Source organism: Pseudomonas sp. 1121_17 (assembly GCF_052850745.1).
This window is the reverse complement of the sequence record NZ_VXCX01000003.1, coordinates 38620-64030: the sequence shown is the minus strand read 5'-3', so window position 1 is coordinate 64030 and position 25411 is coordinate 38620. Positions and strand designations below refer to the sequence as shown.

At 62.5% G+C, this 25411-nt stretch carries 29 protein-coding genes; 18 read left to right on the top strand and 11 right to left on the bottom strand.

Annotated features, from left to right (window positions below):
• Positions 1–45: 45 nt before the first annotated feature.
• Positions 46–2085: a S9 family peptidase gene (locus tag FW789_RS07725; RefSeq protein WP_446431262.1), complete on the bottom strand. Its 2040-nt coding sequence runs from the start codon at positions 2083–2085 to the stop codon at positions 46–48.
• A gap of 124 nt (positions 2086–2209) precedes the next feature.
• Here FW789_RS07725 and FW789_RS07720 point away from each other — a divergent pair, with 124 nt between their 5' ends.
• The 6 genes from FW789_RS07720 to FW789_RS07695 are packed head-to-tail and all read left to right on the top strand — an operon-like array spanning position 2210 to position 6442.
• Positions 2210–2707, top strand: a complete 498-nt coding sequence (locus FW789_RS07720) for an MFS transporter (protein WP_427117769.1) — start codon at positions 2210–2212, stop codon at positions 2705–2707.
• 15 nt (positions 2708–2722) lie between these two features.
• Positions 2723–3496 (top strand): class II glutamine amidotransferase, encoded by a 774-nt coding sequence (locus tag FW789_RS07715; RefSeq protein ID WP_101317504.1) that lies wholly within the window; start codon positions 2723–2725, stop codon positions 3494–3496.
• Between the two features lie 9 nt (positions 3497–3505).
• Positions 3506–4027, top strand: a complete 522-nt coding sequence (locus FW789_RS07710) for a DUF2937 family protein (RefSeq protein WP_101317506.1) — start codon at positions 3506–3508, stop codon at positions 4025–4027.
• Between the two features lie 59 nt (positions 4028–4086).
• Positions 4087–4839, top strand: coding sequence for a 5-oxoprolinase subunit PxpA (locus FW789_RS07705; RefSeq protein ID WP_446431261.1), 753 nt, complete (start codon positions 4087–4089; stop codon positions 4837–4839).
• Positions 4836–5531, top strand: a complete 696-nt coding sequence (gene pxpB / locus FW789_RS07700) for a 5-oxoprolinase subunit PxpB (RefSeq protein WP_103436484.1) — start codon at positions 4836–4838, stop codon at positions 5529–5531. The genes FW789_RS07705 and pxpB overlap by 4 nt, the downstream gene beginning before the upstream one ends.
• Positions 5528–6442, top strand: a complete 915-nt coding sequence (locus tag FW789_RS07695) for a 5-oxoprolinase subunit C family protein (RefSeq protein WP_446431260.1) — start codon at positions 5528–5530, stop codon at positions 6440–6442. The genes pxpB and FW789_RS07695 overlap by 4 nt, the downstream gene beginning before the upstream one ends.
• Positions 6443–6457: 15 nt before the next feature.
• On the opposite strand, the gene FW789_RS07690 is transcribed toward FW789_RS07695, so the two are convergent.
• From FW789_RS07690 to FW789_RS07680, 3 genes are all read right to left on the bottom strand, one after another.
• Positions 6458–7636 carry a vWA domain-containing protein gene (locus FW789_RS07690; RefSeq protein ID WP_411563617.1) on the bottom strand — a complete coding sequence of 393 codons (1179 nt, stop codon included), beginning with the start codon at positions 7634–7636 and terminating at the stop codon, positions 6458–6460.
• A gap of 12 nt (positions 7637–7648) precedes the next feature.
• A complete protein-coding gene (locus tag FW789_RS07685) occupies positions 7649–8494 on the bottom strand; it encodes an AAA family ATPase (RefSeq protein WP_101317515.1) in 846 nt (281 codons plus the stop codon).
• Between the two features lie 134 nt (positions 8495–8628).
• Complete coding sequence (locus FW789_RS07680) at positions 8629–9702, bottom strand: DUF748 domain-containing protein (RefSeq protein WP_103436486.1); 1074 nt, start codon at positions 9700–9702, stop codon at positions 8629–8631.
• A 125-nt stretch (positions 9703–9827) separates the two neighbouring features.
• On the opposite strand from FW789_RS07680, the gene cysK reads away from it, so the two are divergent.
• Together cysK and FW789_RS07670 are read left to right on the top strand one after the other, a co-directional pair.
• Entirely contained in the window at positions 9828–10802 is a 975-nt protein-coding gene (gene cysK / locus FW789_RS07675) for a cysteine synthase A (protein ID WP_103436487.1), read from the top strand.
• Between the two features lie 330 nt (positions 10803–11132).
• The gene (locus tag FW789_RS07670) at positions 11133–12068 is read left to right on the top strand and encodes an aspartyl/asparaginyl beta-hydroxylase domain-containing protein (RefSeq protein ID WP_103436488.1); all 936 of its coding nucleotides are present in this window, start codon (positions 11133–11135) and stop codon (positions 12066–12068) included.
• Position 12069: 1 nt separating this feature from the next.
• Here the strand turns inward: FW789_RS07670 and FW789_RS07665 are convergent, their stop codons facing one another.
• Entirely contained in the window at positions 12070–12540 is a 471-nt protein-coding gene (locus FW789_RS07665) for a DUF4265 domain-containing protein (RefSeq protein ID WP_103436489.1), read from the bottom strand.
• Positions 12537–13433 (bottom strand): DMT family transporter, encoded by an 897-nt coding sequence (locus FW789_RS07660; protein ID WP_446431259.1) that lies wholly within the window; start codon positions 13431–13433, stop codon positions 12537–12539. The genes FW789_RS07665 and FW789_RS07660 overlap by 4 nt, the downstream gene beginning before the upstream one ends.
• A gap of 114 nt (positions 13434–13547) precedes the next feature.
• On the opposite strand from FW789_RS07660, the gene aceK reads away from it, so the two are divergent.
• Positions 13548–15266: a bifunctional isocitrate dehydrogenase kinase/phosphatase gene (aceK, locus tag FW789_RS07655; RefSeq protein ID WP_103436491.1), complete on the top strand. Its 1719-nt coding sequence runs from the start codon at positions 13548–13550 to the stop codon at positions 15264–15266.
• A 3-nt stretch (positions 15267–15269) separates the two neighbouring features.
• Here aceK and FW789_RS07650 read toward each other — a convergent pair whose 3' ends face one another.
• On the bottom strand, positions 15270–16139 hold the full coding sequence (locus tag FW789_RS07650) for a DUF6279 family lipoprotein (protein ID WP_103436492.1): 870 nt from the start codon (positions 16137–16139) through the stop codon (positions 15270–15272).
• Between the two features lie 129 nt (positions 16140–16268).
• Between FW789_RS07650 and FW789_RS07645 the strand changes: the two genes are divergently transcribed.
• Positions 16269–17105 (top strand): CvfB family protein, encoded by an 837-nt coding sequence (locus tag FW789_RS07645; RefSeq protein ID WP_103436493.1) that lies wholly within the window; start codon positions 16269–16271, stop codon positions 17103–17105.
• Here FW789_RS07645 and FW789_RS07640 read toward each other — a convergent pair whose 3' ends face one another.
• Positions 17106–17486 carry a hypothetical protein gene (locus tag FW789_RS07640; protein WP_150571494.1) on the bottom strand — a complete coding sequence of 127 codons (381 nt, stop codon included), beginning with the start codon at positions 17484–17486 and terminating at the stop codon, positions 17106–17108.
• 255 nt (positions 17487–17741) lie between these two features.
• Between FW789_RS07640 and FW789_RS07635 the strand changes: the two genes are divergently transcribed.
• From FW789_RS07635 to def, 3 genes are all read left to right on the top strand, one after another.
• Positions 17742–17921, top strand: coding sequence for a CsbD family protein (locus FW789_RS07635; RefSeq protein ID WP_101317536.1), 180 nt, complete (start codon positions 17742–17744; stop codon positions 17919–17921).
• 164 nt (positions 17922–18085) lie between these two features.
• On the top strand, positions 18086–19042 hold the full coding sequence (locus FW789_RS07630; RefSeq protein ID WP_103436495.1) for a YihY/virulence factor BrkB family protein: 957 nt from the start codon (positions 18086–18088) through the stop codon (positions 19040–19042).
• Positions 19042–19578 carry a peptide deformylase gene (gene def, locus FW789_RS07625; RefSeq protein WP_101317540.1) on the top strand — a complete coding sequence of 179 codons (537 nt, stop codon included), beginning with the start codon at positions 19042–19044 and terminating at the stop codon, positions 19576–19578. The genes FW789_RS07630 and def overlap by 1 nt, the downstream gene beginning before the upstream one ends.
• On the opposite strand, the gene FW789_RS07620 is transcribed toward def, so the two are convergent.
• Positions 19533–19982 (bottom strand): GNAT family N-acetyltransferase, encoded by a 450-nt coding sequence (locus FW789_RS07620; RefSeq protein WP_347402103.1) that lies wholly within the window; start codon positions 19980–19982, stop codon positions 19533–19535. The genes def and FW789_RS07620 overlap by 46 nt on opposite strands.
• A 252-nt stretch (positions 19983–20234) precedes the next feature.
• Here FW789_RS07620 and FW789_RS07615 point away from each other — a divergent pair, with 252 nt between their 5' ends.
• On the top strand, positions 20235–20492 hold the full coding sequence (locus tag FW789_RS07615; RefSeq protein WP_103436496.1) for a DUF2790 domain-containing protein: 258 nt from the start codon (positions 20235–20237) through the stop codon (positions 20490–20492).
• Here the strand turns inward: FW789_RS07615 and FW789_RS07610 are convergent, their stop codons facing one another.
• Positions 20493–21854 (bottom strand): aminotransferase-like domain-containing protein, encoded by a 1362-nt coding sequence (locus FW789_RS07610; protein WP_446431258.1) that lies wholly within the window; start codon positions 21852–21854, stop codon positions 20493–20495.
• A gap of 74 nt (positions 21855–21928) precedes the next feature.
• Here FW789_RS07610 and FW789_RS07605 point away from each other — a divergent pair, with 74 nt between their 5' ends.
• Entirely contained in the window at positions 21929–22882 is a 954-nt protein-coding gene (locus FW789_RS07605; RefSeq protein WP_207072583.1) for a threonine dehydratase, read from the top strand.
• Positions 22883–23022: 140 nt separating this feature from the next.
• Positions 23023–23661: a LysE family translocator gene (locus FW789_RS07600; RefSeq protein WP_446431257.1), complete on the top strand. Its 639-nt coding sequence runs from the start codon at positions 23023–23025 to the stop codon at positions 23659–23661.
• On the opposite strand, the gene FW789_RS07595 is transcribed toward FW789_RS07600, so the two are convergent.
• On the bottom strand, positions 23631–24422 hold the full coding sequence (locus FW789_RS07595) for a helix-turn-helix domain-containing protein (RefSeq protein ID WP_446431256.1): 792 nt from the start codon (positions 24420–24422) through the stop codon (positions 23631–23633). The two genes, FW789_RS07600 and FW789_RS07595, sit on opposite strands and share 31 nt — an antisense overlap.
• A 159-nt stretch (positions 24423–24581) precedes the next feature.
• On the opposite strand from FW789_RS07595, the gene FW789_RS07590 reads away from it, so the two are divergent.
• Positions 24582–25007, top strand: coding sequence for a YybH family protein (locus tag FW789_RS07590; RefSeq protein WP_181088226.1), 426 nt, complete (start codon positions 24582–24584; stop codon positions 25005–25007).
• Positions 25008–25064: 57 nt separating this feature from the next.
• Positions 25065–25409, top strand: coding sequence for a YciI family protein (locus tag FW789_RS07585; RefSeq protein ID WP_340611289.1), 345 nt, complete (start codon positions 25065–25067; stop codon positions 25407–25409).
• Positions 25410–25411 lie beyond the last annotated feature (2 nt).

Sequence of the window (25411 nt, the reverse complement as noted above, 5' to 3'; positions counted from 1 at the left end):
CGCAAGATTGTTCACGGTTGTGCATAGGACAACAGAAAAGCCGGTTTACACCACGCCCAGCTCATTGAGAACGAACGCATATTCCAGCGCCACATCGCGCAGCCCCTGATAGCGGCCGCTCATGCCACCATGGCCTGCACCCATCTCGGTCTTGAGCAGCAGCAGGTTGTTATCGGTCTTGAGCGTGCGCAGGCGTGCTACCCACTTGGCTGCTTCCCAATACTGCACACGGCTGTCGTTGTAGCCGGCCACTACCAGCATAGTCGGGTAGGCCTGAGCCTTGACGTTTTCATAGGGCGCGTAAGCCTTGATCCTTGCATGCGCCTCGGGTTCTTCAGGGTTGCCCCACTCGTCGTACTCGGTCACGGTCAGCGGCAGTTCAGGGTCGAGCATGGTGTTGAGCACATCGACGAACGGCACCTCGGCAATCGCGCAGCGGAACAGCTGCGGGCGCAGGTTGAGCACCGCGCCGATCAGCAATCCACCGGCGCTGCCGCCGCTGATCGCCAGTTGTTCCGGGCGGCTGACACCGGTTGCGATCAGGTGCTCGGCGCAGGCGATGAAGTCGTCGAAGGTGTTCTGTTTGTGCTCTTGCTTGCCGGCGCGGTACCAGGCCTCACCCAGCTCGCCACCGCCGCGCACATGGGCAATGGCAAAGGCCACGCCGCGCTCGAGCAGGCTTAGCCGCGCATGGGAGAACCACGGGTCGAGGCTTTCGCCATAAGCGCCATAGCCATAGAGGTAGAGCGGCACCGTCTTGCCGACGTCGTCGCGGCGGCGTACCAGGCTGATCGGCACTTGGGTGCCGTCGTTGGCGGTGGCCCACAGGCGTTCGCTGACGTAGGCGTCGGCGTCAAAGGCACCGAGCACCGGGGTCTGCTTGAGCACTGCCTGCGCACCGCTGGCCAGCTCCAGCTGGCGCACCTGCGCCGGGCGATTGAGCGCCTCGTAGCGCAGGCGGATGCGCGTGCTGGCAAATTCCAGGCTGTCTTGCACGTACAGGCTGTAGGCCGCATCCGGCAGCTCGACACGATAGGGCGCCAGGCCTTGCGGGCGTACTTCAATGATGGGCAGGCCGCCTTCACGCAGGCTCAGCGCCAAGGCACTGGCATTCAGGCTGAGGCCTTCGAGCATTATGTTGTCGCGGTGGGCTACCAGCACCTGCCACTGTGCACGGCTGGGCACTGCCGCAGAGGGCGCCTGATACAGGGCGAAGTTGATGCCGTCCTGGTTGCTGCGGATAAACCAGCGCCAGTCGCCATCGAGCTGGCCGTGATCGGGGAAGTATTCATGACCTTCTTCGCGTGCAGCCAGGCAGGTGAACTCGGCCAACGGCGTCTCGGCATCCAGCACCCAGGCTTCGCTGGTGGTCTTGCTGTTGAGCAGCAGGATCAGCTGGCGCTCGGAGCTGGCTCGGTAGCAGTGCAGAAAGAAGCGCCCGTCGTCTTCTTCGAACACCGTATGCGCATCAGCCTCGCCCAGGCTGAACCGGCGCAGGCGGCAGGGGCGATGGGTGTCGTCGAGTTCGGCGAAGAACAGCGTGCGGCTGTCGTTGGCCCAGATCATGCTGCCGTCGCAGTCCTCGAAGGGCAGGGTGGTGATGGCGCCAGTGGCCAGGTCCTTGACATACAGCGTGTAGGTTTCTTCGCCATTGGTGTCGAGGCTGTAGGCCAGCAGCTGGTGGTCGGGGCTTACATTGAACGCGCCGAGCGACAGGAAGCCGCCGGCCGCCAGCTCGTTCGGGTCGAGCAACAGCTGTTCGGCGCTGGCGTCGACGGTGTTGGAACCATCTGCCGGGCGTGGGCAGCGGTAGTGGCGCTGGTACTCATCGCCAGCAGTGGTGCGGGTGTAGTACAGCCATGGCCCCCACGGCGAGGGCAGCGACAGGTCGGTTTCCAGAATGCGCCCTTTGATTTCCTCGAACAGCTGCTCGCGCAACGGCTCCTGATCGGCCAGGCAGGCCTCCTGATAAGCGTTTTCGGCCTGCAGGTAGGCGAGCACTTCGGCGCTGTCGCGCTGCTGCAGCCAGGCGTAAGGGTCGTTACCGGGGGCTTGCTGGGCGATCGGGGCAGTAATAGCGGGCATGTATGGTCTCTGGCGAAAGCGAATAGGGCCGGGCGACAGTGGCACCGGTGATCACGGGCAGACAGGCACCTGTGCCTAAAAGTGTTTATCATAGGCATCTCTTCGCCTGGCTTGCACGAACACCATGACCGAGAACGACTATACCCTTGCCTGGGGCCTGTATGCGGTGGCCGCCATCGGCTGCCTGCTGGTGACCTTCAAGCTGACTGGCTGGATGTGGCGCTGGCTGCGCGAACCGCTGCGGGTGCTGGTTGCGGTGCTGCTGCTGACGCCGACGATTGTCGACCCGGTCAAGGAAAGCTTCGCCCCGGCCATTGCCATCAGCGCGCTGGATATCGCCTTCAAGGTTGGCAACAACGCCTGGCGCGCGGCGTCCGATCTGGCCATGTACGGCATGATCGCCTTTGCTTTGTATCTGTTGTTCGTGCTGTTGCGCTGGCCGCTGGAAAAACGCGCCCGTGAGCGCCGCGAGCAAACTGATGCAGCTGCCAAGCGGCAAGCCGCAGAAGACAGCGAAGTGCTGGTCGAGGCGCCGGTTGCCGCCGATCGCCACGACCGTTATCGCAATGATCCGCCGGCACCGGCCGCGCCTGGCCGTGGCCGGGTCGAGCCACGTCTCTGAGGGGAGCTGCAAGGCATGTGCGAACTGCTCGGCATGAGCGCCAACGTCCCCACTGATATCGTTTTCAGTTTTTCCGGGCTGATGCAGCGCGGCGGCCGCACCGGGCCGCACCGCGATGGCTGGGGCATCGGCTTTTACGAAGGGCGCGGCCTGCGCGTGTTTCAGGACCCGGCAGCGAGCAGCGAGTCGGAAGTCGCCAAGCTGGTGCAGCGCTACCCGATCAAGAGCGAAGTGGTGATTGGCCACATCCGCCAGGCCAACGTCGGCAAGGTCTGCCTGAGCAACACCCACCCGTTCGTGCGTGAGTTGTGGGGGCATAATTGGTGCTTCGCTCACAACGGCCAGCTGCCGCAGTTCAGCGGTCAGCGCACCTTCTACCGGCCGGTCGGTGATACCGACAGCGAAGCGGCCTTCTGCGACCTGCTCAACCGCGTGCGCGATGCCTTCCCCGAGCCGGTCGAGGTCGAGCAACTGCTGCCGGTGCTGGTCGAGGCCTGCGCCGAGCACCGCAGCAAGGGCGTGTTCAACTGCCTGCTGAGCAACGGCGACTGGCTGTTCTGCTTCTGCTCGACCAAGCTGGTGCACATTACCCGCCGCGCGCCGTTTGGCCCGGCCCGGCTCAAGGACGTCGACATGATCGTCGACTTCCAGGCCGAAACCACGCCCAATGATGTGGTCACGGTGATCGCCACCGAGGCCTTGACCGAGAACGAAACCTGGAACCGCTACGAGCCCGGACAATGGGCCTTGTGGCGGCATGGCGAATGTATCGCCCACGGGCAAAGCTAAGGACGCGGCATGTTCAGAAGTTATCTGCGGTTGCTGTTGTTCACCTGCGGCCTGCTGGCGGGCATTCAGGTCCCCGGTCTGGTCAAGGATTACGGCCAGCGCGTCGAGGCCCGTGTGCTCGAGTCGCGCGAGGCCTTGTCCGGCTTCCAGGAAACCGCCCAGCGTTTCTTCAAAGGCGACCTGCAAGCGCTGCTGCAGCATTACCGCACCAGCGAGGATCCGGTATTCATCAGCGATGCCAACAGCATCGAGAGCCTGCTGGTCCGCAACCAGTTGCTGGAAAACGAGTGGCAGGCCATGCAGGGCTCGTGGCTGAGCCAGAGCTGGCACGTGCTGGCGCAGGCTGACCCGCAATTGCGCGAAGAGACCTTGAACAGCTACAGCTACCAGATTCTGCTGGTGCCCGAAGCCATCGGCTGGGGTCTGAGCGCAGGCTTTGTGCTGGCGTTCGTGGTCGAAAGCGTGCTGGTGCTGCTGGGCTGGGTCATCCTTGGCGGGCGGCGCAAGGTGGTCAAGGAGAGCTGGCGCTAAGCCGGCTGACCGCCTCGGCGCCGCCGTACTCTGTTCTAGTCGATTCAGGAGCCCGCCAGATGCAAACCCTGCTTCTCAACTGCGACATGGGTGAAAGTTACGGTAGCTGGCGCATGGGCCTGGATGCCGAGGTCATGCCCTACATCGACTGCGCCAATATCGCCTGTGGGTATCACGCGGGCGACCCGAGCATCATGCGCCGGACCGTGGGCCTGGCCCTGCAGCATGGTGTGACCATTGGCGCGCATCCGGCCTATCCGGATCTGGTCGGCTTTGGTCGCCGCTCGATAGCCTGCAGCAATGAAGAAATCCGCGATCTGCTGCACTACCAGATCGGTGCACTGGACGGCATCTGCAAGGTCCAGGGCGGGCGCGTGGCCTACGTCAAACCGCACGGCGCGTTGTACAACGACATGATGGCCGACCCAGTGAAATTGCGCGCCGTGCTCGAAGCCGTAGCTGCCTACGACAGCAGCCTGCCGCTGATGCTGATGGCAACTGCCGATGATTATGCGGCGCAGCAGATGGGTGATGAGCTGGGTGTGACGCTGTGGTTCGAGGCGTTTGCCGACCGTGGCTACACGGCCAGCGGCCACCTGCTGTCGCGGCGCCTGCCAGGGGCGGTGCACCACGAGCCGGCGTTGATCATCGAGCAGGCGCTGCGCCTGGCCCGTGGCGAGACGTTGCTGGCAGACGACGGCAGCGCCCTGCGACTGAACGCCAGCACCTTGTGCGTGCACGGCGACAACGACAGCTCGCTGGCGGCGGTGCGGCAGATTCGCCAGGCCCTCGATGCGCTGGTGCAGCCATGAACCTGCGCATCGAGGCGGTAGCCATCGACAGCCTGATGGTGCGCCTGTTCGACCGCATAGATGAAGCCAACATGCCATGGATCCTCGCTGCCAGCCAGCGCCTGAGCAGTGCCATGGGCGCCGATCTGGTTGACCTGGTGCCGTCCTATACCACCGTGATGGTGCAGTTTCGGCAGTCACCGACTGCGGCGCGAGGGCTGATTATCGAGGCGCTGCAAAACCTGCAGCCGGATGCAGGCGCGGCGGGGCGCAGGCACGAAATTGCCGTGTGGTATGACCCCAGTGTCGGCCCCGAATTGCCATTGCTGGCAGCGCGCAGTGGGCTGTCCAAGGCCGAGGTGGTGCGCCTGCACGGTGAACGCGAATACCCGGTATTTGCCCTCGGCTTTGCCCCAGGGTTCGGCTTTATGGGGCTGGTCGATGAACGCCTGGCCACGCCACGGCTGAGCACCCCGCGCAAGCGCGTGGCCGCTGGCAGCGTCGGCATTGCCGAGCGCCAAACGGCGGCCTACCCAGCAGTGTCGCCGGGCGGCTGGAACCTGATCGGGCGCACGCCAGTACGTCTGTTTGACCGCGAGCGCGAGGGCTACAGCTTGTTGCAGCCGGGTGACCGTGTGTGTTTCGTCGCGGTGGACCACGCCGAATTCATCAGCCTGGGTGGCGACGACAGCCCGCTGGAGGGCCAGGCATGAGTCTGTTGATCGAGGCCAGCACGCCGCTGTGTCAGCTGCAGGATGGCGGGCGCTTTGGCGTGCGCCATCTCGGCGTGACCCAGGGCGGGGCACTGGATTGGGTAGCGCTGCACTGGGCCAACTGGCTGCTGGATAACGCCTTGCAGGCGCCGGTGGTGGAAATTCCCTTGGGTGGTTTCAGCGTGCTCGCCCAGCGCGACTGCTGCCTGGCCTTGGCGGGCGCTGACCTGGATGCACGAATCGATGGCCAGCCGCTCAAGCCCTGGCGCAGTTTTCATCTGCGTGCGGGGCAGCGCCTGAGCTTTACCCAGCCTCTGACGGGGACTCGCACTTATCTCGCTGCGCTCGGTGGTTTTCAGGCCGAGGCGGTGCTGGGCAGTTGCGCCACGGTTGTCCGCGAACAGCTGGGCGGGCTTGATGGCCAAGGTTCGGCGCTGATCAAGGGGCAGTTGCTGGTATGCGCCGAGGGCCTGCCGGCCGAGCGCGAGGTGCCAGCACAATCAAGGCCGGTGTATGCCGCCAAGCCTGCGCTGGATCTGGTCATGGGCGCACAACTGGGGCAGTTCAGCGGCACCAGCCTGTTCGAGGCGTTCAACCGGGACTGGACCCTTGACAGCCGCGCCGACCGCATGGGCATGCGCCTGCTCGGGCCGCAACTGGTGTACCAAGGCGAGCCGATGGTCTCGGAGGGTATCCCACTGGGCGCCGTGCAGGTGCCACCGGATGGCCAGCCAATCGTGTTGTTGAACGACCGGCAGACCATTGGCGGCTACCCGCGGCTAGGTGCATTGACGCCCTTGGCGCTGGCCCAGTTAGCCCAGTGCCTGCCGGGGGGGCAGGTGCGCTTCAGGGCGGTGCTGCAGGAGTTCGCCTGGCAGGAGCAGCAGGCTTACCTGCAACGCTGGAGCTGATCTGAACGGCCGGGGTTACTTGGCCAGGTACTTCATGGCGTCTTCCAAACCTTGCAAGGTCAGCGGGTACATCTTGTCTTCGATCAGCTCGCGGATCAGGTGAGTTGACGTGGTGTGCTCCCAGGCCTGTTTGGGATACGGATTGATCCACACCACCTTCTTGAATTTTTCCTTGATCCGCCGCACCCAGACATACCCGGCTTCCTCGTTCCAGTGCTCGACACTGCCGCCGGGCTGGGTAATTTCATACGGCGCCATGGCCGCGTCGCCGACGAACACCACCTTATAGTCATCGCCGTACTTGTGCAGCAGGTCGAAGGTGGCGAAGCGCTCGGCGTTGCGCCGCAGGTTGTTCTTCCACACCGACTCATACACGCAGTTATGGAAGTAGTAATACTCCAGGTGCTTGAACTCGGTCTTGCACGCTGAAAACAACTCCTCGCAAATGCGCACGTGGGCATCCATCGAGCCGCCTATGTCGAACAGCAATAGCAGCTTCACCGTATTGCGCCGCTCCGGGCGCATCTGGATATTGAGCAGGCCGGCATCGCGGGCGGTGTGGTCGATGGTGCCGTCGATGTCGAACTCTTCGGCCGCGCCCTGGCGAGCGAACTTGCGCAGGCGGCGCAGGGCCAGCTTGATGTTGCGCGTGCCCAACTCGACCTGATCATCGAGGTTCCTGTACTCGCGCTGCTCCCAGACCTTGACCGCCTTGCCGCGGCGCTCGCCGGCGTCGCCAACGCGGATGCCTTCAGGGTTGTAGCCGCCTGAGCCGAACGGGCTGGTGCCGCCGGTGCCGATCCACTTGTTGCCACCGGCATGGCGTTTTTTCTGTTCTTCGAGGCGTTTCTTGAACTCTTCGATGAGCTTGTCCAAACCGCCCAGCGACTGGATCTGCGCGCGTTCCTCATCGGTCAGCGAACGCTCGAACTCCTTGCGCAGCCAGTCTTCAGGGATCAGCGCCTCAAGGTGCCGGTCGAGGTTTTCCAGGCCTTGGAAGTACGCTGAAAAAGCCCGGTCGAACTTGTCGAAGTGGCGTTCATCCTTGACCAGAATGGTCCGCGCCAGAAAGTAGAACTCGTCCATGTCGGCGAACACCACCCGCTGCTGCAGGGCATTGAGCAGGTCGAGCAGTTCACGCACCGACACCGGCACCTTGGCCGCGCGCATTTCGTTGAACAGGTTGAGCAGCATGACTGGCTCCTGTCAGCGATTACCGCGCCGGCTCATGAACGCCAGGCGCTCAAGCAACTGCACGTCCTGCTCGTTCTTGACCAAGGCGCCGGCCAGCGGCGGGATGGCCTTGGTCGGGTCACGCTCGCGCAGGACCGCTTCGCCGATGTTGTCGGCCATCAGCAGCTTGAGCCAATCGACCAGCTCGGAGGTCGAGGGTTTTTTCTTCAGGCCTGGCACCTTGCGCACATCGAAGAACACATCCAGCGCCTCGCTGACCAGCGACTGCTTGATGTTCGGGTAGTGCACATCGACGATCTTCTGCAGGGTGTCGCGATCAGGGAAGGCGATGTAGTGGAAGAAGCAGCGGCGCAGAAACGCATCCGGCAGCTCTTTTTCGTTGTTGGAGGTAATGATGATGATCGGGCGCTGCTTGGCCTTGATGGTCTCGTCGATTTCGTAGACGTAGAACTCCATCTTGTCGAGTTCTTGCAGCAGGTCATTGGGAAACTCGATGTCGGCCTTGTCGATCTCGTCGATCAGCAGAATGACCCGCTCTTCAGCCTCGAAGGCTTCCCACAACTTGCCCTTTTTAAGGTAGTTGCGCACATCGTGGACCTTGTCCACACCCAGCTGCGAGTCGCGCAGGCGGCTGACCGCATCGTACTCGTAGAGGCCTTGATGGGCTTTGGTGGTGGATTTGATGTGCCAGGTGATCAGCTTCGCGCCAAACGATGCCGCCAGTTGTTCGGCGAGCATGGTCTTGCCGGTGCCGGGCTCGCCTTTGATCAGTAGCGGGCGTTCGAGGGTAACTGCCGCATTGACCGCCAGTTTCAGATCATCGGTGGCGACGTAGTCGCGGGTGCCTTCGAACTTCATCAACCAATCCTCTGCAAGTGTCTGGGCCGGCCCAGGCAAGGCTATCTAAATGTGTACTGGACTATACGCCGCACCTGGGCAGCTGCAAACGCAGACCGGGTATTCAGTCTCTGAATGGTGCGTCGCGCCGCCTTTCATTCAGTGTCAGGCGCGGGCCTTTCATAGCGCGCACTGAACGCCTGGATGAAGCCATTGCGCAGGATCTGCAGAAACGCCTCGAAGCCGTTGATGTTCTGCTGATGCACACTGCCGCTGAGCTCGACGCGGGTGGCGAACTGGTTTTCCGGCTGGTTCTTCAGCACGGTTTCGGTAGCGCCGACCACCGCTTCCCAGATGGAACGGAAAAAGCTTTTGTCTTTGTTCTCGACGTCTTGCTGCCAGTTGAATACTTCCACATTGCGCAGCAGCGGTTTGATGTAGCCCTTGAGTCGGCCTTTTTCGGCCTGAGCCTCGATCACCACGTCGCCGTTGCCGGCATTGAAGTCGAACTTGCCATAGGCACTGGCAAAGTCATTCATCTTGCGCAGTTCAATGCCGGTGGCGCGCAGGCGGAACTCGAAATCATCGAAGTCGCTGAACGGGTCAAAGGTCGCCTTGCTCTCGACCCTGGCATCGCCGAGCAGGCGCGCGGTGCCTTCGAAGCTGGCGTCGCGGCGGCCCTCGGCATCACGCACATTGGTCAGGTTGCGGATGCTCGCCTGCAACTGCGTGGCCTTGAGCGTTACCGGCGGCTTGGAGTTGAAGTTGCGGAAGGTCAGCGTACCGTCATCGATGCGCACTTCATTGAGGGTGATTGGCAGCAGTTTTTCCAGCTGTTGGCGCCAGTCGGTGCCTTGACCGGTCTGCGAGTTCTGCTTGTTGCCACCGTCGACGAAGTTAAGCTCCGGGCGCAGGAAGGTCACCTCGGCCACCACTGCGTGGTCGTACCACAAGGAATGCCAGCTCACCGAAAAGTCGATTTTCGGCGCATCAACGAAAGGCACTGGCACCTTGCCGGTGGTCTTGACGATCTTCAGGCCGTTGATCTGGTAGGCGCCGCGCCACCACGCCAGGTCGACGTCGCTGATCTGGCCGCGGTAGTCACCCATGTCGGCCAGTTTTTCGTTCAAATAGTCGCGGATCAGGTAGGGCAGGGCCAGGTGCACGGCAAGCAGTATCACAAGCAGGCTGACCAGGGCGACCAGTGGCCGGCGATAGCGGGCTGTCATGAGGGCTCTCCAAAGCAGGTTGAGCGGTTGACCGCAGGCATCGCCGGGGAGTTCGACCGGGCTTTACGCTGCTTGCGGGCAGGCTTACCCTTGAGGCTTTCCCCGCTCGGTTAAGGACCCTGCCAATGAGCCGTATCTACGCAGACAACGCCCATTCCATCGGCAACACGCCGCTGGTGCAGATCAACCGCATCGCCCCGCGCGGGGTGACCATCCTGGCCAAGATCGAGGGGCGTAACCCCGGCTACTCGGTCAAATGCCGGATCGGCGCGAACATGGTCTGGGACGCCGAAGGCAGTGGCAAACTCAAGCCGGGCATGACCCTGGTCGAGCCGACTTCGGGCAACACCGGTATCGGCCTGGCCTTCGTTGCCGCCGCCCGTGGCTACAAGCTGCTGCTGACCATGCCCGCTTCAATGAGCCTGGAGCGGCGCAAGGTGCTCAAGGCGCTGGGCGCCGAGCTGGTGCTGACCGAGCCTGCGCTGGGCATGAAAGGCGCCATCGACAAGGCCAACGAAATCGTTGCTTCGGACCCGCAGATGTATTTCCAGCCTGGCCAGTTCGACAACCCGGCCAACCCGGCTATCCATGAAAAAACCACCGGCCCGGAAATCTGGAACGACACCGACGGCGCGGTTGACGTGCTGGTTGCAGGCGTCGGCACGGGCGGCACCATCACTGGTATTTCCCGCTATATCAAGCACACCCAGGGCAAGCCGATCCTGTCAGTAGCGGTCGAGCCGGTGGCCTCGCCCCTGATCACCCAAGCGCTGGCCGGCCAGGAGCTCAAGCCCAGCCCGCACAAGATCCAGGGCATTGGCGCCGGGTTCATCCCAAAAAACCTTGATCTGTCGATTGTCGACCAGGTCGAGACGGTCAGCGATGACGAAGCCAAGGCCATGGCCCTGCGCCTGATGCAGGAAGAGGGCATTCTTTGTGGTATCTCCTGTGGTGCAGCGATGGCTGCTGCCGTGCGCCTGGCCGAGAAGCCGGAGATGACCGGCAAGACCATCGTGGTGATCCTGCCCGACTCGGGCGAGCGCTATCTGTCGAGCATGCTCTTCTCTGACCTGTTCACTGAGCAGGAAAATCAGCAGTAGAACCTGAGCCTATTCTGGCTTCTGCACGATTGCTGGGGGCGTTTTGCGCCCCTATCGCGACACAAGGCCGCTCCACAGGGACCGCGCAAGCAGCTGATATGCGATCTGGGTAGGAGCGGCCTTGTGTCGCGAAAGGGCCGCGCAGCGGCCCCGGCTATCTCTCGCCTTACGCGCGTTTCGCTGACCCCGCGCAATACCCCCAGAAAGCCTTTATTACAAAATCTTCAACATTGCTATCCGGCGCAAGCTGTTTTTACTGCGGGCGGATGGGTTTATGATGTTCGGCTATCTGCAAGTGATGGCCTGATTTCCTACTCCAAGGAGTGTTGCATGAGCTTTTCCTTTGTCGCCAAGGCGGGTGTCCTGCTGGTGTTCTTCGGCAGCGTGCTGTACGTCCATTTGCGCGGCAAGGCGCGCTTGCCCGTGCTGCGTCAGTTCGTCAACCATTCGGCGCTGTTCGCCCCCTACAACAGCCTGATGTATCTGTTCTCCGGCGTGCCGTCCAAGCCCTACCTGGATCGCCAGCGCTTCCCTGAGCTGGATGTGCTCAAGGACAACTGGCCGGTGATTCGTGAAGAGGCCATGCGCCTGTTCGACGAGGGCTACATCCGCGCCGCCGAAAAAGACAACGACGCAGGCTTTGGCTCGTTCTTCAAGAAGGGCTGGAAGCGCTTTTACCTGAAGTGGTACGACAAACCACTGCCGTCGGCCGAGGCGCTGTGCCCGAAGACCGTCGAGCTGGTCAGCAGCATCCCCAGCGTCAAGGGCGCGATGTTTGCCCTGCTGCCAGGTGGTAGCCACCTGAACCCACACCGCGATCCGTTCGCCGGTTCGTTGCGCTATCACCTCGGGCTGTCCACACCCAACTCCGACAACTGCCGCATCTACGTCGACGGCGAGCCGTATGCCTGGCGTGACGGGGAAGACGTGATGTTCGACGAGACCTTCGTGCACTGGGTCAAGAACGAGACCGACGTCACTCGGGTGATCCTGTTCTGTGACATCGAGCGGCCGCTGACCAGCCCGCTGATGACCCGTATCAACCGTAAGGTCAGTGCCTTCCTCGGCCGTGCTACTGCACCGCAGAACACCGATGACGAGCGCGTCGGCGGAATCAACCAGGCCTATGCCTGGAGCAAACGTTTCAGCAACAAGATCAGCACCCGGGTCAAACAGTTCAAGCGCTCCAACCCCAAGGCCTACCGCATTCTGCGGCCGATCCTGGCCGTACTGGTGGCTTACCTGCTGTATCGCTGGTTGTTCTGACTCAACGAAACTCTGCGGGGATGGCGTGGCGTAACACGCCTTCCTCGAACTCCAGCGTCCCAGCTTCGCGCTGGGTCAGCAAGTAATAGAGCAAGGTGTCGAGCGACTGCGTCGGCGGCACCTGCACCGCCAGCATCTTCACCGCCTGCTCCACTTCGCTGGGGCAACCGAACTCGCTCAGCGCTGCGCGCACCGGCTCCAACGCCCCAGATAACTTGACCAGCACGCGAAACACGCTGGCGCCGCCACTGTTGCTCAACGCCGCAAACCACGCCTGGCCATCGGCTTCGCTGACGCTGATCAGGTCGCCGGGGGCGATGCCGTAGGCGTAGAACGGGATGCTGTCGATCAGGTAGCCAGCCTCTGTCTGCTGCGCCCACAGGCCTTCCACCGAAGCCGGAGGGTAGCCTTGCGCATCCTGCTCCAGGCGGAACAGGACCTTTTTGAACACCGGCGAGTGCTCCGTGCTCATGAGCGCGCCTGCGTCAGCGCGCGCGGTGCAGGCCTGAGTACCAGCCACAGCGCGACGCCGATCAGCAGCCCGCCGTACAGGTGGCCCATCGACAGCGACTCATCCAGCAACCAGGCGCCCCACAGCACGCCGAAGACCGGGATCAGGAAGGTCACGGTACTGGCCTTGACCGGGCCGATTTCGGCCAGCAGGCGGAAGTACAGGATGTAGGCAAAAGCCGTGCACAGCAGGCCCAGTCCGAGCAACGACAGCCACACCTGCCAGCCGCCCCAACTGGCAGGTGGCTGGCTGAGGGCGCTCCAGGCGAACAGTGGGCTCAACAGCATGGTTGCGCCGAGCATGCTGCCCAGGGCCGACAGGCGGCTGTCCAGGCCGCTGATCCAGCGCCGTGCGAGATAGCCGGCAAAGCCGTAGCAGGTGGTCGCGGCCAGGCACGCCAGCGCGCCTTGCACCAGGGCCAGGTCCAGTGCCACCGGGCCGGCGCCACTGAGGATGCCGACGCCGAGCAGGCCAAGAAAAATTCCCGCCAGCTTGCTGACTGTCATCGGCTCGTGGAAGAACAGCGCGCCGATCAGCACGCCCATCAGCGGCGTGGTGGCGTTGAAGATCGCCGAGTAACCCGCAGGCAGCACCTGCGCGGCCACCGAGTAGAACGTCGCCGGGATGCCCGAGTTGATCATGCCCAGCAGCAGGCAGGCACCGAGCTTGCCGTTGAACTGCCATGGCACCCGCCCCACGGCCAGGATCGCGATCAAGCCCAGGCACGCGATCGAAACCCGGAAAAATGCCGTCGGCACGGTGCCGAGCTCCGGGGCGATGATGCGCATGAACAGGAAACTGGCCCCCCAGACAGCGGCAAGGGTCAGCAGGCGGGCGAGGGCGATGGGGCTCACGGGGGTCTCTAGAATCAGGGCAGGGTGGGAGTGTACGTGAGTGCGCTGGGCAGGTTCTTGTCCTTTCTTGCGCCGCTACTAAGCTGAGCGCTTGAATCCTGCAGAGGCATCGGTATGTCCCAGCACTGGCCCGCCAGCGAAATCGCCCGCAGGGTGCTCGATGGCTTCGATAACTACCGCGAGCACTTCCGGCAGATAACCCTGGGTGCGCGCGAGCGATTCGAGCGCGCTGACTGGCACGACAGCCAGCGGGCGGCAGCTGCGCGGATCAGCTTGTATGAGGAGAAGGTCGTCGAGGTCAACGGCTGGCTGCGCAAGGAATTTGCCGAGGCGCTATTGCTCGATGTCGCACAATGGCCGTTGGTCAAGAGCGCCTACATTGGGCTGATTGACCCGCGGCTGGACGATGAGCTGGCCGAGACCTGGTACAACTCGCTGTTCTGCAGCCTGTTCAGCCATGACCTGATCAGCGACAGCTGCATGTTCATCCACACCACCCGGCCGGCCCTGCGCGACCATCAGCGCGCTGCGCAGACGCGCATTTATCAGGCCAACGGTAGCTTGAGCGGGTTGTTGCACCGGGTGTTTGCCGATTACCCGTTCAGTGTCGACTATGCGGACTTGCCCAGCGACGTCAGCCGCCTCGAACAGCAACTGCGCAGCAGCTTGCCCGACTGGGTGTGCAAGGACCCGAGCCTGGCACTGGAGCTGTTTGCGCCCGTGCTGTATCGCAACAAAGGTGCGTATCTGGTAGGCCGTTTGTATACACGGGATGAGCAGTGGCCGCTGGTAATTCCACTGCTGCACCGCGAAGGTCATGGCCTCGAGGCGGACGCCGTGATCACCGACGAAGCCGAGGTGTCGATCATTTTCTCTTTCACCCGCTCCTATTTCATGGTCGATGTGCCGGCGCCGGCGGAGTTCGTCAGCTTTCTCAAACGTATCCTGCCCGGCAAACATGTGGCCGAGCTGTATACCTCGATTGGCTTCTACAAGCATGGCAAGTCGGAGTTCTATCGGGCGCTGATCAATCACCTGGCCAGCAGCGACGACCGCTTCGTCATGGCGCCGGGTGTGCGCGGCATGGTCATGAGCGTGTTTACCCTGCCGGGCTTCACCACGGTGTTCAAGATCATCAAGGACCGTTTCGCACCGTCAAAAACAGTCGACCGTGCTACGGTGATCGACAAATACCGCCTGGTAAAAAGCGTCGATCGGGTCGGGCGCATGGCCGACACCCAGGAGTTCGCTGACTTTCGCTTCCCGCGGGAAAAGTTCGAGGCCGCGTGCCTGGCCGAGTTGCTGGAAGTGGCCCCGTCCACCGTGGTGCTGGAGGGCGATACGGTGCTGATCCGCCACTGCTGGACCGAACGGCGGATGACGCCGCTGAATCTGTATCTGGAACAGGCCAGCGACGCCCAGGTGCTGGAGGCGCTGGAAGATTACGGCCTGGCGATCAAGCAGCTGGCGGCGGCCAATATCTTCCCCGGTGACATGCTGCTGAAGAATTTCGGCGTAACCCGCCATGGGCGGGTGGTGTTTTACGATTACGACGAAATCTGCTTTCTCGATGAGGTCAACTTTCGCCATATCCCGCCGCCGCGCTATCCCGAAGACGAGATGTCAGGTGAGCCGTGGTATTCGATTGGCATCCATGATGTGTTCCCGGAAGAATTCCCACCGTTTCTGTTCGCCGATATCGGCCAGCGCCGCCTGTTCAGCAAGCTGCATGGGGAGTTATACGACGCCGATTACTGGAAAGGGCTGCAGGCGGCCATTGCCGGCGGCAAGGTCATCGATGTGTTCCCTTACCGACGTCAGCCGCGCGAATGACCGTCAGCCCTTGAGGCATTTCAGTTCACTGAAGCTGGTGCGCACCTTGCTCAGGCGCTCTTGCAGAAACTGACGCTGGGCGGGTGTGCTGTCCTTGATCAGGTCGACCAGCAGGCCGCGCGCCTGGAGTTCGGTGTTGTTGAACGCTTTGCGATAGTCCTGCGTCCACAGGCTTTCTTTGTGCTGCAGCAGCTGTGCGACGCGCGGTTCGAAGCTGGGCGTCACACGTTGCTGCATGGCCAGCAGCAACTGTTGCTGCCAGTGCGCGCGGTTGGCGATCCACTGACGGTTCTGGTCGCCCAAGGCTTGCGACCAGGTTTGCACGCGCAGGCGCTGGGCGGCGTTGAGTTCGCCGAGCCAGGGCTTGATGCGTTTCTCCATACGTTCGGCGCGTTTGCTGATCTGCTTGGCCAGAGGCGTGTCGACGTAGGTGCGCTGGCGCTCGCGGATGTCATCCGCGAATGCCTGGCGCATCTCTTCGACCTGCTGATCATCCATGCCGCGCAGCAGTTCGACGGCGGACGGGGTGATTGCTTCGGTGACCCGGGCAATCGCCTCGCGGGCCTCTGCTGTGCGCTGCTGCAAGGCCTGATCGGTGACTTGATCCTCGGCGACCATCGCACGCATGCGGTCGAGCCAGTCGAGGTAGCCGGGCAGCTGTGTGGTGCAGTGCCAGGCCAGGTGCGCCTGGAGACGCTGGTCGAGCCAGTTTTTCTGCTCGCGGTTCATGTCCAGATAATCGCCCAGCGACCACGGCACCAGCGTGTCGAGGTTGCGATAGGCAAGGTCGATGCGGCTGCAGCCGAGCAGGGTGGCGGCGCAGAGCAGGACGACAAAGCTGAAGCGCAGGGCGTTGGTCAGGCAGACAGGCATGAGCGAATCCTTGCAAGAGCGTGCCAGCAATAGACGCAGCGGCGGGTTTGCAGTTCAGTCGAACCAGCGGTCGGGCGAGGCGGCGGGTTCAGGTGTAGAATAGCCGCCTTGTCTTGAGGAACATCGGAAATGGCTCTACTTGGGCGTTACAACAGTTTGCAAATCGTCAAGCACGTCGAATTCGGCCTGTACCTGGATGGCGGCGCCGACGGCGAAATCCTCCTGCCGCGGCGTTACATCCCCAAGGATACGCCCACCGAGCTCGATGACTGGCTCAACGTGTTCATCTACCTGGACAGCGAAGACCAGCTGATCGCCACCACCGAGAAGCCCAAGGTGCAGGTCGGCGAGTTCGCCAGCCTGAAGGTAAAAGATATCAATGGGGCTGGTATCTTCCTCGACTGGGGCCTGAGCAAAGACTTGCTGATGCCCTACTCGGAAGAGAAACGCTCGCTGAAGATTGGCGATTACTGTGTTGTCCATGTCTACCTGGACAAACGCACCCGCCGTATCACCGCCACCGCGCGGCTGGACCGCTACCTCGACCTGACCCCGGCCGCGTACACCGCAGGCCAGCCAGTTGAGCTGCTGGTGGCCGATGAAACCGATCTCGGCTTCAAGGCGATCATCAACAACCGCCATTGGGGATTGATTCACAAGAACGAGATATTCAAGTTCCTGCGTTCGGGCATGCACGAGAAGGGCTTCATCAAGGAAGTGCGCCAGGACGGCAAGATCGCCCTGAGCCTGCAGCCGGTTGGTCAGGCCCTGGCCGATGGCCTGCAAGAGCAGATCATGGCCAAGCTGGAAGCTGCTGGCGGTACTCTGGCAGTGTGTGACAAGAGTGATCCGCAGGTGATCAGCGGCCTGTTCAACGTCAGCAAGGGCAACTTCAAAAAAGCCATTGGCGCGTTGTTCAAGGCCGGCCGTATCGTCATCCTTGACGATCGCATCGAGCGGGTCTGATCAGTCCTGCACGAAGGTGCGGAAGTCCAGCTGCTCGCCGCCCGGCCGGGTGTCGCGCAGCAGCGAATCGCGGTCAGCGCTGAGGGCCAGACTGATGGTCGAACGGCGCTTGCCGGCGTTGCGCACCTCCAGTTGCTCCTGGTGCGCACGCAGGTAGTTGATCGGCACTTTCAGGTGCTGCAGCTCGTCTGACTCCGGGCTGTGCAGCAGCAGGTTGACCCAGTCGGGCTGGCCTTTGACCAGCAGCCGCATCGGGATGTCGAACCACCACAGGTTGCGCTTGGGGTCGAGGATGGCGAACAGGCAGTTGTCGCTGGTCAGCACCGGCCGGGCCAGCGCTTGGTTGCGCCGGGCGATGGCGGCGGGTTTGTCGAGTTTCATGCAGGTTCCTGCGGGTTGACGCTTGAGATGACCTGACATTGTGCGGGGTGGCGCGCGGGCGAGCAAGGCTTGCACACCCTGATGTCGCTTTACCCGGCTGCCTGCAAGGGGGCGGCTGTTTGCCGATGTTTCAGCGCCTGATGGTTTTGCGCGCAAGGCAATGATCGAGAAAAAATGAAACTCTTGGCAAAAGCCACCGGTCGATTCGTATGTCGACGCGGTTATCTCGCGTCTTTGCCTAAAAGGAACTTCCCCATGAGTGGCACCAAAGACAAAGCGAAAGGCTTGGCCAACGAAGCGGTAGGTAACATCAAGCAAGGTGTCGGCAAGGTCACCGACAACGACAAGCTGCGTGCAGAAGGCAAGGCGCAGGAAGTCAAAGGCGAAGCACAGCAGAAAGTCGGCGATGTCAAAGACGCTGTTAAAAAGCCATAAGCGCTGATTACGTAGGAAAACGGCTGCCCAAGGGTGGCCGTTTTCTTTAATGAGGCATTGAGCAGCAACGCTCCTGGCGTGGTCTATTAGACTGCATGCATACCATAAGGCCTGTCGCATCGTCGGCCGGCAGCCAAGATGATCGAGCGGCGAAAGGAGACGCTATGATTTTTAACGCCCTGCAGGGCCTCCCCCTGCACCGTGTGCTGGTGCGCACCGTCAGTGAGTTTCTCGATGACGAGATGTCCACCTACGCGTCGGCTCTGGCCTACCAGATGCTGTTTTCGCTGTTCCCGTTCCTGCTGTTCCTGATTGCCCTGATCGGTTTCCTGCACCTGCCTGACTTCTTCTCCTGGCTGCGCTTGCAGTCCGAGCTGGTGCTGCCGCCGCAGGCACTGGAACAGGTCAATCCGGTGATCGACCAATTGCAGCAGTCCAAGGGTGGCCTGCTCTCGGTGGGTATCGTGATTGCCCTGTGGACCGCCTCGGCCGGTGTGCGCTTGATGATGAGTGCGATGAACGCCGCTTACGACGTTCCGGAAGGGCGCCCGGTGTGGAAGCGCATCCCGCTGTCGATCTTCTACACCATCGGCATCGCCGGCATGCTCCTGGCAGCGGCGGCGTTGATGGTATTGGGCCCACAGGTAATGGAGTGGATTGCGGCGCAGGTGGGCATGCAGGAGTTCATCGTTACTCTGTGGACGATCGTGCGCTGGCCGGCAATCGTCGTGCTGATGATGGTCGCGGTGGCGTTGATCTACTACGTCATGCCGGACGTGAAACAGAAATTCAAGTTCATTACCCCAGGCTCGGTGCTGGCGGTGGTGGTGTGGATCATCGCCTCGCTGGGCTTTGGTTACTACGTCAAGACCTTCGCCGACTACAACGCCATGTACGGCAGCATCGGGGCAATTATCGTGCTGCTGCTGTACTTCTACATTTCAGCCGCCGTACTCTTGCTCGGCGCCGAGATGAACGCGGTGATCGAGCACATGTCCGCCGAGGGTAAAGACCCAGGCGAGAAGGACTTTGACGGCGACAAGCCGAAGGAGACTGTGTCCGTGCTGGGTCATGAACGTCCGGTAGCGACCGAATCCCCGAGCCCAGAGCCGAACCGCTGATGATCCGTGACATCCTGAAAATGGGCGATGAGCGCCTGCTGCGCATCGCCCCGCCTGTTCCCGAACACCTGCTTGGCAGCGCCGAACTACAGCAGTTGATCACCGATATGTTCGAGACCATGCACCACGTCGGTGGCGTTGGCCTGGCCGCGCCGCAGATCGGGGTCGACCTGCAACTGGTGATCTTCGGCTTCGAGCACAGCGAGCGCTACCCGGACGCCGAGGCAGTGCCGCAGACCATTCTGCTCAACCCTGTCATTACACCGCTGTCGAGTGAGACCGAGGAGGGCTGGGAGGGCTGTCTGTCGGTGCCGGGCTTGCGCGGTGTGGTGCCGCGGTTCACGCGCATCAGCTACAGCGGCATCGACCCTGAGGGCAACTTGATCGAGCGCGTCGCTGAAGGCTTCCATGCGCGGGTCGTGCAGCATGAGTGTGATCATCTGATCGGTCGCCTGTATCCATCGCGGATCCAGGACTTCTCCCGGTTTGGCTACACCGAGGTGTTGTTCCCTGGGCTGGACATCGGCGACGACTGATCACGACCGAGCGCGACCAGGTTTTTGCTGCGCTGATAGCGCGCCAGACGCATGCTCAGCGCCTCGGGCAGATCATGCGCGGGGCCAAAGCCCAATCGCTGATAGAACGGCAGTAGCTCCGGGTGGCAGAACAGCCACACGGGGCCCGCTGCAGTTGCCAGCGAGGCCTCGATCAACTGCCCAGCAATGCCACGCCCACGCCACTGTGGGTCGACCAGCAGCCCGGTCAGCCAATGGCCGTGGGCTACCGGGCTCAAGCTCATCCCCGCAACGATTGCGCCCGCACGCGCTACCCACAGCGCGCCGCCGGCTGCCGAGCGCATGCGCGAGCCTTGCTGGCGATAGAAGTGATCAAGCAGGCGTTGCTCCAGTCCGCAGAGGGACGCGTAGGTCAGGGCAGTCATCGTGTGTTCCAGTTCAGCGGTAGCGGGCGCCGGGGGTTGTCGCAGACTGTTGCACATTGCGCAAGGCTGTATGTCCTACCGTGGGGTTCAAGTATTGCGTAACAGGCGTAAAATTGTCTCATCCCCCTCAGCAGTACGACAAAGCGGGACCGGTAGTTCGTGCCATCGGTGCACTCGATGACAACTTCTGCGCGCCAATGACGGCGGACTGAAGTCAATCGCTCAGCTTGATCGCCTCAAAGGCCAACTCTCATGAAAGCTCTACTGATTCTTGCACTCGTCGGTGTGTCCTCGTTCGCCTTCGCAAAAGAGGCTCAACCGGTGTCCAGTCCACCTGTGGCGGTGCAATATGAATACGGCACCAACCTCGACATCAAGCGCGTGATCAGCCTGTCGACCCTGCCCAATGTCTGCGATGTGGTGCCTGCCACCATGACTTACGAGGATCATCAGGGCCAGGTCCATACCCTGCAGTACCGGGCGATGGGTGAGGGTTGCAGCCAGGGCTGATCAGGCCTCGGCCAGTGCCTGACGGACGGCCTCCAGGCCTTGTTTGAGCTGTGCTCGGCTGGTGGCTGCCGACAGGCTGATCCGCACGGCCTTGACCTCATCCACACCAATCGCGAAAACGTTGCCGGGAACGACCTCGACCCCGCGCCTGCGGCAATCAGCGGCCAGCGCCTCGGCGCCGGCCGGTGCCGCTAACCATACGTGCGGTGAGGCCTGCCGGTCGTCGAGCAACGCCGCGCCCAATACACTGCGGGCCAGTCGCCAGCGCTCGGCAGTCTCCTGGCGGTTCCAGGCCAGGCGGCGGGCGGCAGTACCGTCGGCGATCCACTGGCAGGCGATATGTAGATCCAGCGGCGAGACCGACCAGTGACTCGCCTGGCTGTGCGGCTCGATCTGCGCGAGCAGGGACGGCTGGGCCACGATCCAACCCACGCGCAAGCCAGCGGCAACCGTTTTCGACAGGCTGGTCACCAGAATCCCGCGACCCTCAAGCAGGGGGTACAGCGGTGGCTGCTCGCTCAGTGCGCCGTACACATCATCTTCGATCACCAACAGCTGATGACGTTTGACCACCTCGGCGATGGCCTGGCGGCGCGGCGCGTCCATGCAGGTTGAGGTCGGGTTGTGCAGGGTCGGGGTGATCACCAGCACGCGGGCGCCGCTGGCACGCGTGACGCGGTCCAGCTCATCCGGACGCAGGCCGTGCTCATCCAGCGCCACGCCGTGGACTGGCAAACGCAATTGCCGGCACGCCGCCTTGATCCCAGGCGCCGTCAGCGCCTCGACCATCACCGCTTCACCGTCCTCGCACACTGACTGCAACACGCAGTTCAGCGCGTATTGCGCGCCGGCACACAGCAGCAGCTCGTCGGTCGCGAGAGTCAAGCCGCGTTCGGCCAGCCAGCGTGCCCCGTGTACGCGCCCCGCCAGCAGTTGCTCAGGCCCCAGGTAATGCTCGAGCAAGCCAGACTGCTCGAGTTCGAGCAGCCTGTGCAGGCTGGCCTGCAGATCTCGGTTGTCGGGATCGACCACTGGCACGTTGGTCGACAGGTCGATCACCGCTTGTTCTGCATCGTGGCGCTTGAGGCGGAACAGGGTGGCTTCCTTGCTGCCCGCCAGCACATAGGTACCACGCCCCACCGCGCCAGCGACCAGATGACGGGCAGCGGCTTCGCGGTAGGCTTGCTGGGTGGTGCTTGGGTTGAGCCCGAGCGCCCAGGCCAGGCGCCGCTGCGGCGGCAGGCGCTGGCCAACCTTGAGCACACCGCGCTCGATGGCGTCGGCAATGGCATCGACCAGCGCCAGATAACGCGGCTGATCGCTGGCAGTCAGCGTCGGGATCCACATGAAATTGCCACCCATGCAATATATCGATTTACCCATACAATGCCCCGCGCCTAGGATCAAGACAACTCACACGATGAAGGAAGATCGTCATGTTCGACCTGGCCGCACTGCGCGAAGCTGCTGATTTCGTCCACCAACACCTGCCCGCAACGCCGCAGCATGTCTGGCCGCTGCTGGCCGAGCGGGCCGGCTGCGAAGTGTGGGTCAAACACGAAAATCACGCCCCGACCGGCGCGTTCAAGGTGCGCGGTGGCCTGGTCTACGTGCGTTCGTTACTGGCGCACGGGCAGCCGCCGAAAGGGCTGGTCACGGCCACCCGCGGCAACCACGGCCAGAGCATGGCGTTGGCAGCGCGCCAGGCGGGTATCCCGCTGGTGATCGTCGTGCCGCAAGGCAACTCGCGGGAGAAAAACGCGGCCATGCGGGCCTTGGGCGCCGAGCTGATCGAGCATGGTGCCGACTTCGATCTGGCCCGCGAAGAAGCCGCGCGGTTGGCCAACGAGCTGGGCTACGAGATGGTGCCGTCGTTTCACCCGGAGCTGGTGCGCGGCGTGGCGACCTATGCCCTGGAGCTGTTCGATGCGGTCGCCACGCTGGACTGCGTGTACGTGCCGATCGGCATGGGCTCGGGTATCTGCGGGTTGATTCAGGCGCGCAACCTCCTTGGGCTCAAGACCGAAATCGTCGGCGTGGTCTCGACTGCCGCCGACGCCTACGCGCAGAGCTTCGAACAGGGCCGCATCGTCACCACCGCCACGGCCAACACCTTTGCCGATGGCATGGCCTGTCGGATGCCGCACCCGGATGCCTTTGCCCTGATCCATCAGCATGCCGCGCGGATCGTGCGGGTGACCGATGACGAGATCGCCGAGGCCATGCGCATTTACCACGAAACCACTCACAACACTTCTGAAGGTGCAGGCGCTGCAGGTTTGGCTGCGCTGCTGCAAGAACGTGAGCGCCAGCAGGGCAAGCGCGTGGCGGTGGTGCTCAGTGGCGCGAATATCGATCGTCAGCGTTATGCGCAGGTCTTGAGCGGCTGAATACCCAGACAGCGCTGGCGTACGTTGAGACGGGTAAGTGAAGATCGGCGCAGCCGGGGAGCAGGCAATTTCTTCCAATACCGGCGCCGTTGGCCTGTGGCTTAATCAGCGCCATCTGATCTGTCGCGTAGCCATTACCCATGCCTTTTTCCAACGGATTTCTACTGAGCCTGTCGCTGTGTCTGGACATCGGCATCGCTAATATCGCCATGATCACCCTGGCCATGCAGCGTGGTTTTCTTCAGGGATTCTGGTTAGGCCTGGGCACCTGCGTAGGTGACCTGATCTACGCCATCGCTGCGTTGGCGGGGATGACCGTGCTGCTGCAGTTCGAGAGTGTGCGCTGGGTGCTGTGGCTTGGTGGTTCGGCGTTGTTGATCTGGTTTGCGCTGAAGATGCTGCTGGCCGCCTGGCGCGGTGGGCATCTGGATGCGCGCGCCGAGGTGGTGGTCGAGTCGGGCTGGCGCGAGTTTGCGCGAGGGGTGTTTCTGGCGATGTCATCGCCAAGCGCGATTCTCTGGTTCGCTGCGGTCGGCGGTGTGCTGATCTCCCGCTCAGGCTCTGGCAGCTTGCTCGACGCGGTTGTGTTTCTCGGCGGTTTCTTCGCGGCCGGCCTGCTCTGGTGCGTGAGCTTGTGCGGTATTTCCAACCACGGCGGGCGCTTGCTCGGTGACCGCTTGCTGACCTGGTCTTACCTGCTGTCGGCAGCGATTTTCTGCTACTTCGCGGTGTACGTGATCGTTTCGGGCTACCGCGAATTCATTCTTGCCGCCGCGTAATGTTGCGGCGTCACGCCATGTACCCGGCGAAACGCTGTGATGAAGTGGCTCTGGTCGTAGAAACCCAGGTCCAGCGCCACGTCCTTTGCGTGTTGGCCAAGCCGTAACCGGCGCCGCGCTTCGATCAGGCGCAGTTGCATGTGGTACTGCAACGGGCCCAGGCCGGTGGCCTTTTTGAAGCAGCGTACGAAGTGATATTTGCTCAAGCCGGCGACCTGCGCCAGCTGCTCGAGAGGCAGCCGTTGCTGCAGATGCTCACGCATGAATGCCTGGCTGGTAGCGACGGCCGCTGACTGCTCATGGGCGGCGCTGGCGGGTTGCTCCAGCAATTGCACGAGCAACAACAGCTCGGCCTGTTCGCGTTGCTCGTCACTGGCCCGGGCCAGCTCCAGCAACGCAGTAAACAGCTGCGGCCGCTGCAGCACGCCTTGCTGCAAACGTGGCGCAGTAGCGGTCGAGCGCAAATTGTCGGCGCTGATCAGTTGCGTGATCGCCGCTGGCGCCAGGTGCAGGCTGATGTATTCCACACCTGTCGCGGCAAATTGCGAACCCTGCACGGCCAGCGGGTTGTACAAGGTGATCTGGCCTGGCGCCACCTCCAGCTCGCGGCCATCGAGCCAAATCCGCTCCTGGCCACTCAGATTGGCGCCGATCACGTACTCGTCATGGGTATGCCGCGGGAAGCTGGCACCGCCTTGCGCGCGCACCCAGTTCAGCTCGAAATGCGGGCTGGCAGGCAGGGTTTCGCTGGTCAAAGGCATGGCAATACCCATAGGCGGCAGCAGGAGTGCAGTGGCCAATGGTACCCGTCGACCAGGCTCAAAAAAATATTTTTCAGTGCCTGTCGATTTCGTCTCTCGCCATTCGATTAGTCATGAAGGCGCTGGATGATCCTGCGCTGCCCTGGCCGAGAGCCCAATATGACTACCTCAACCGAATCGCAACTGCGTCAACAGATCGACAGCTGGATGCAGGCCGTGCGCGAGCGTGACATCGATGCAATCGTTGCTCCCTACGCCGAAGACGTCGTCGCCTTTGACGCCATTCAGGCCCTGCACTTCAAGGGCAAGGCCGCCTACCGTGCGCACTGGGAAATGTGCATGGGCATGTGCTCGGGCGAGATGGTGTTCGAGATCCATCAACTGACCCTGCATGTCGATGACAACCTCGCCCTGGCCCACTGGCTCAATCGCTGCGGGCCCGCAGATGACGACAGCCAATGCGGCTTCATGCGCGTTACGGTCGGCTATCGTCGCAGTGGCGCGCAGTGGCAGGTCATCCACGAGCACTGGTCGGCGCCGTTCGACATGCAAACCCAGAAGGCGCTGTTCAACCTGCAACCTTGAGCTGAGTACGCCTGCTGTTATCGCCAAATGCACTGTCCACTGACGTTGGAGGCAATCATGAAATACCTGTGCCTGGTCTATTGTGACGAGGGGCTGCTGCACAGCTTGCCCGACAGCCCCGCCGATGCCGAATGCCAGGCTTATGCGCAGGCACTGGAGGGCAGCGGCCGCGTGCTCGCCGCGCAGGCGCTGCAGTCTGTCCAGGCCGCGACCACGGTGCGCGTGCGCAATGGCCAGATGAGCCTGACCGACGGGCCATTCGCCGAAACCAAGGAACAGCTCGCCGGTTTCTATCTGGTCGAAGCGCGCGACCTCAATGAAGCGTTGAACATCGCCAAAGGCATCCCCGCCGCCCGAGTCGGCAGCGTCGAGGTCCGCCCGGTGCGCGAACTACAACCCTGAAC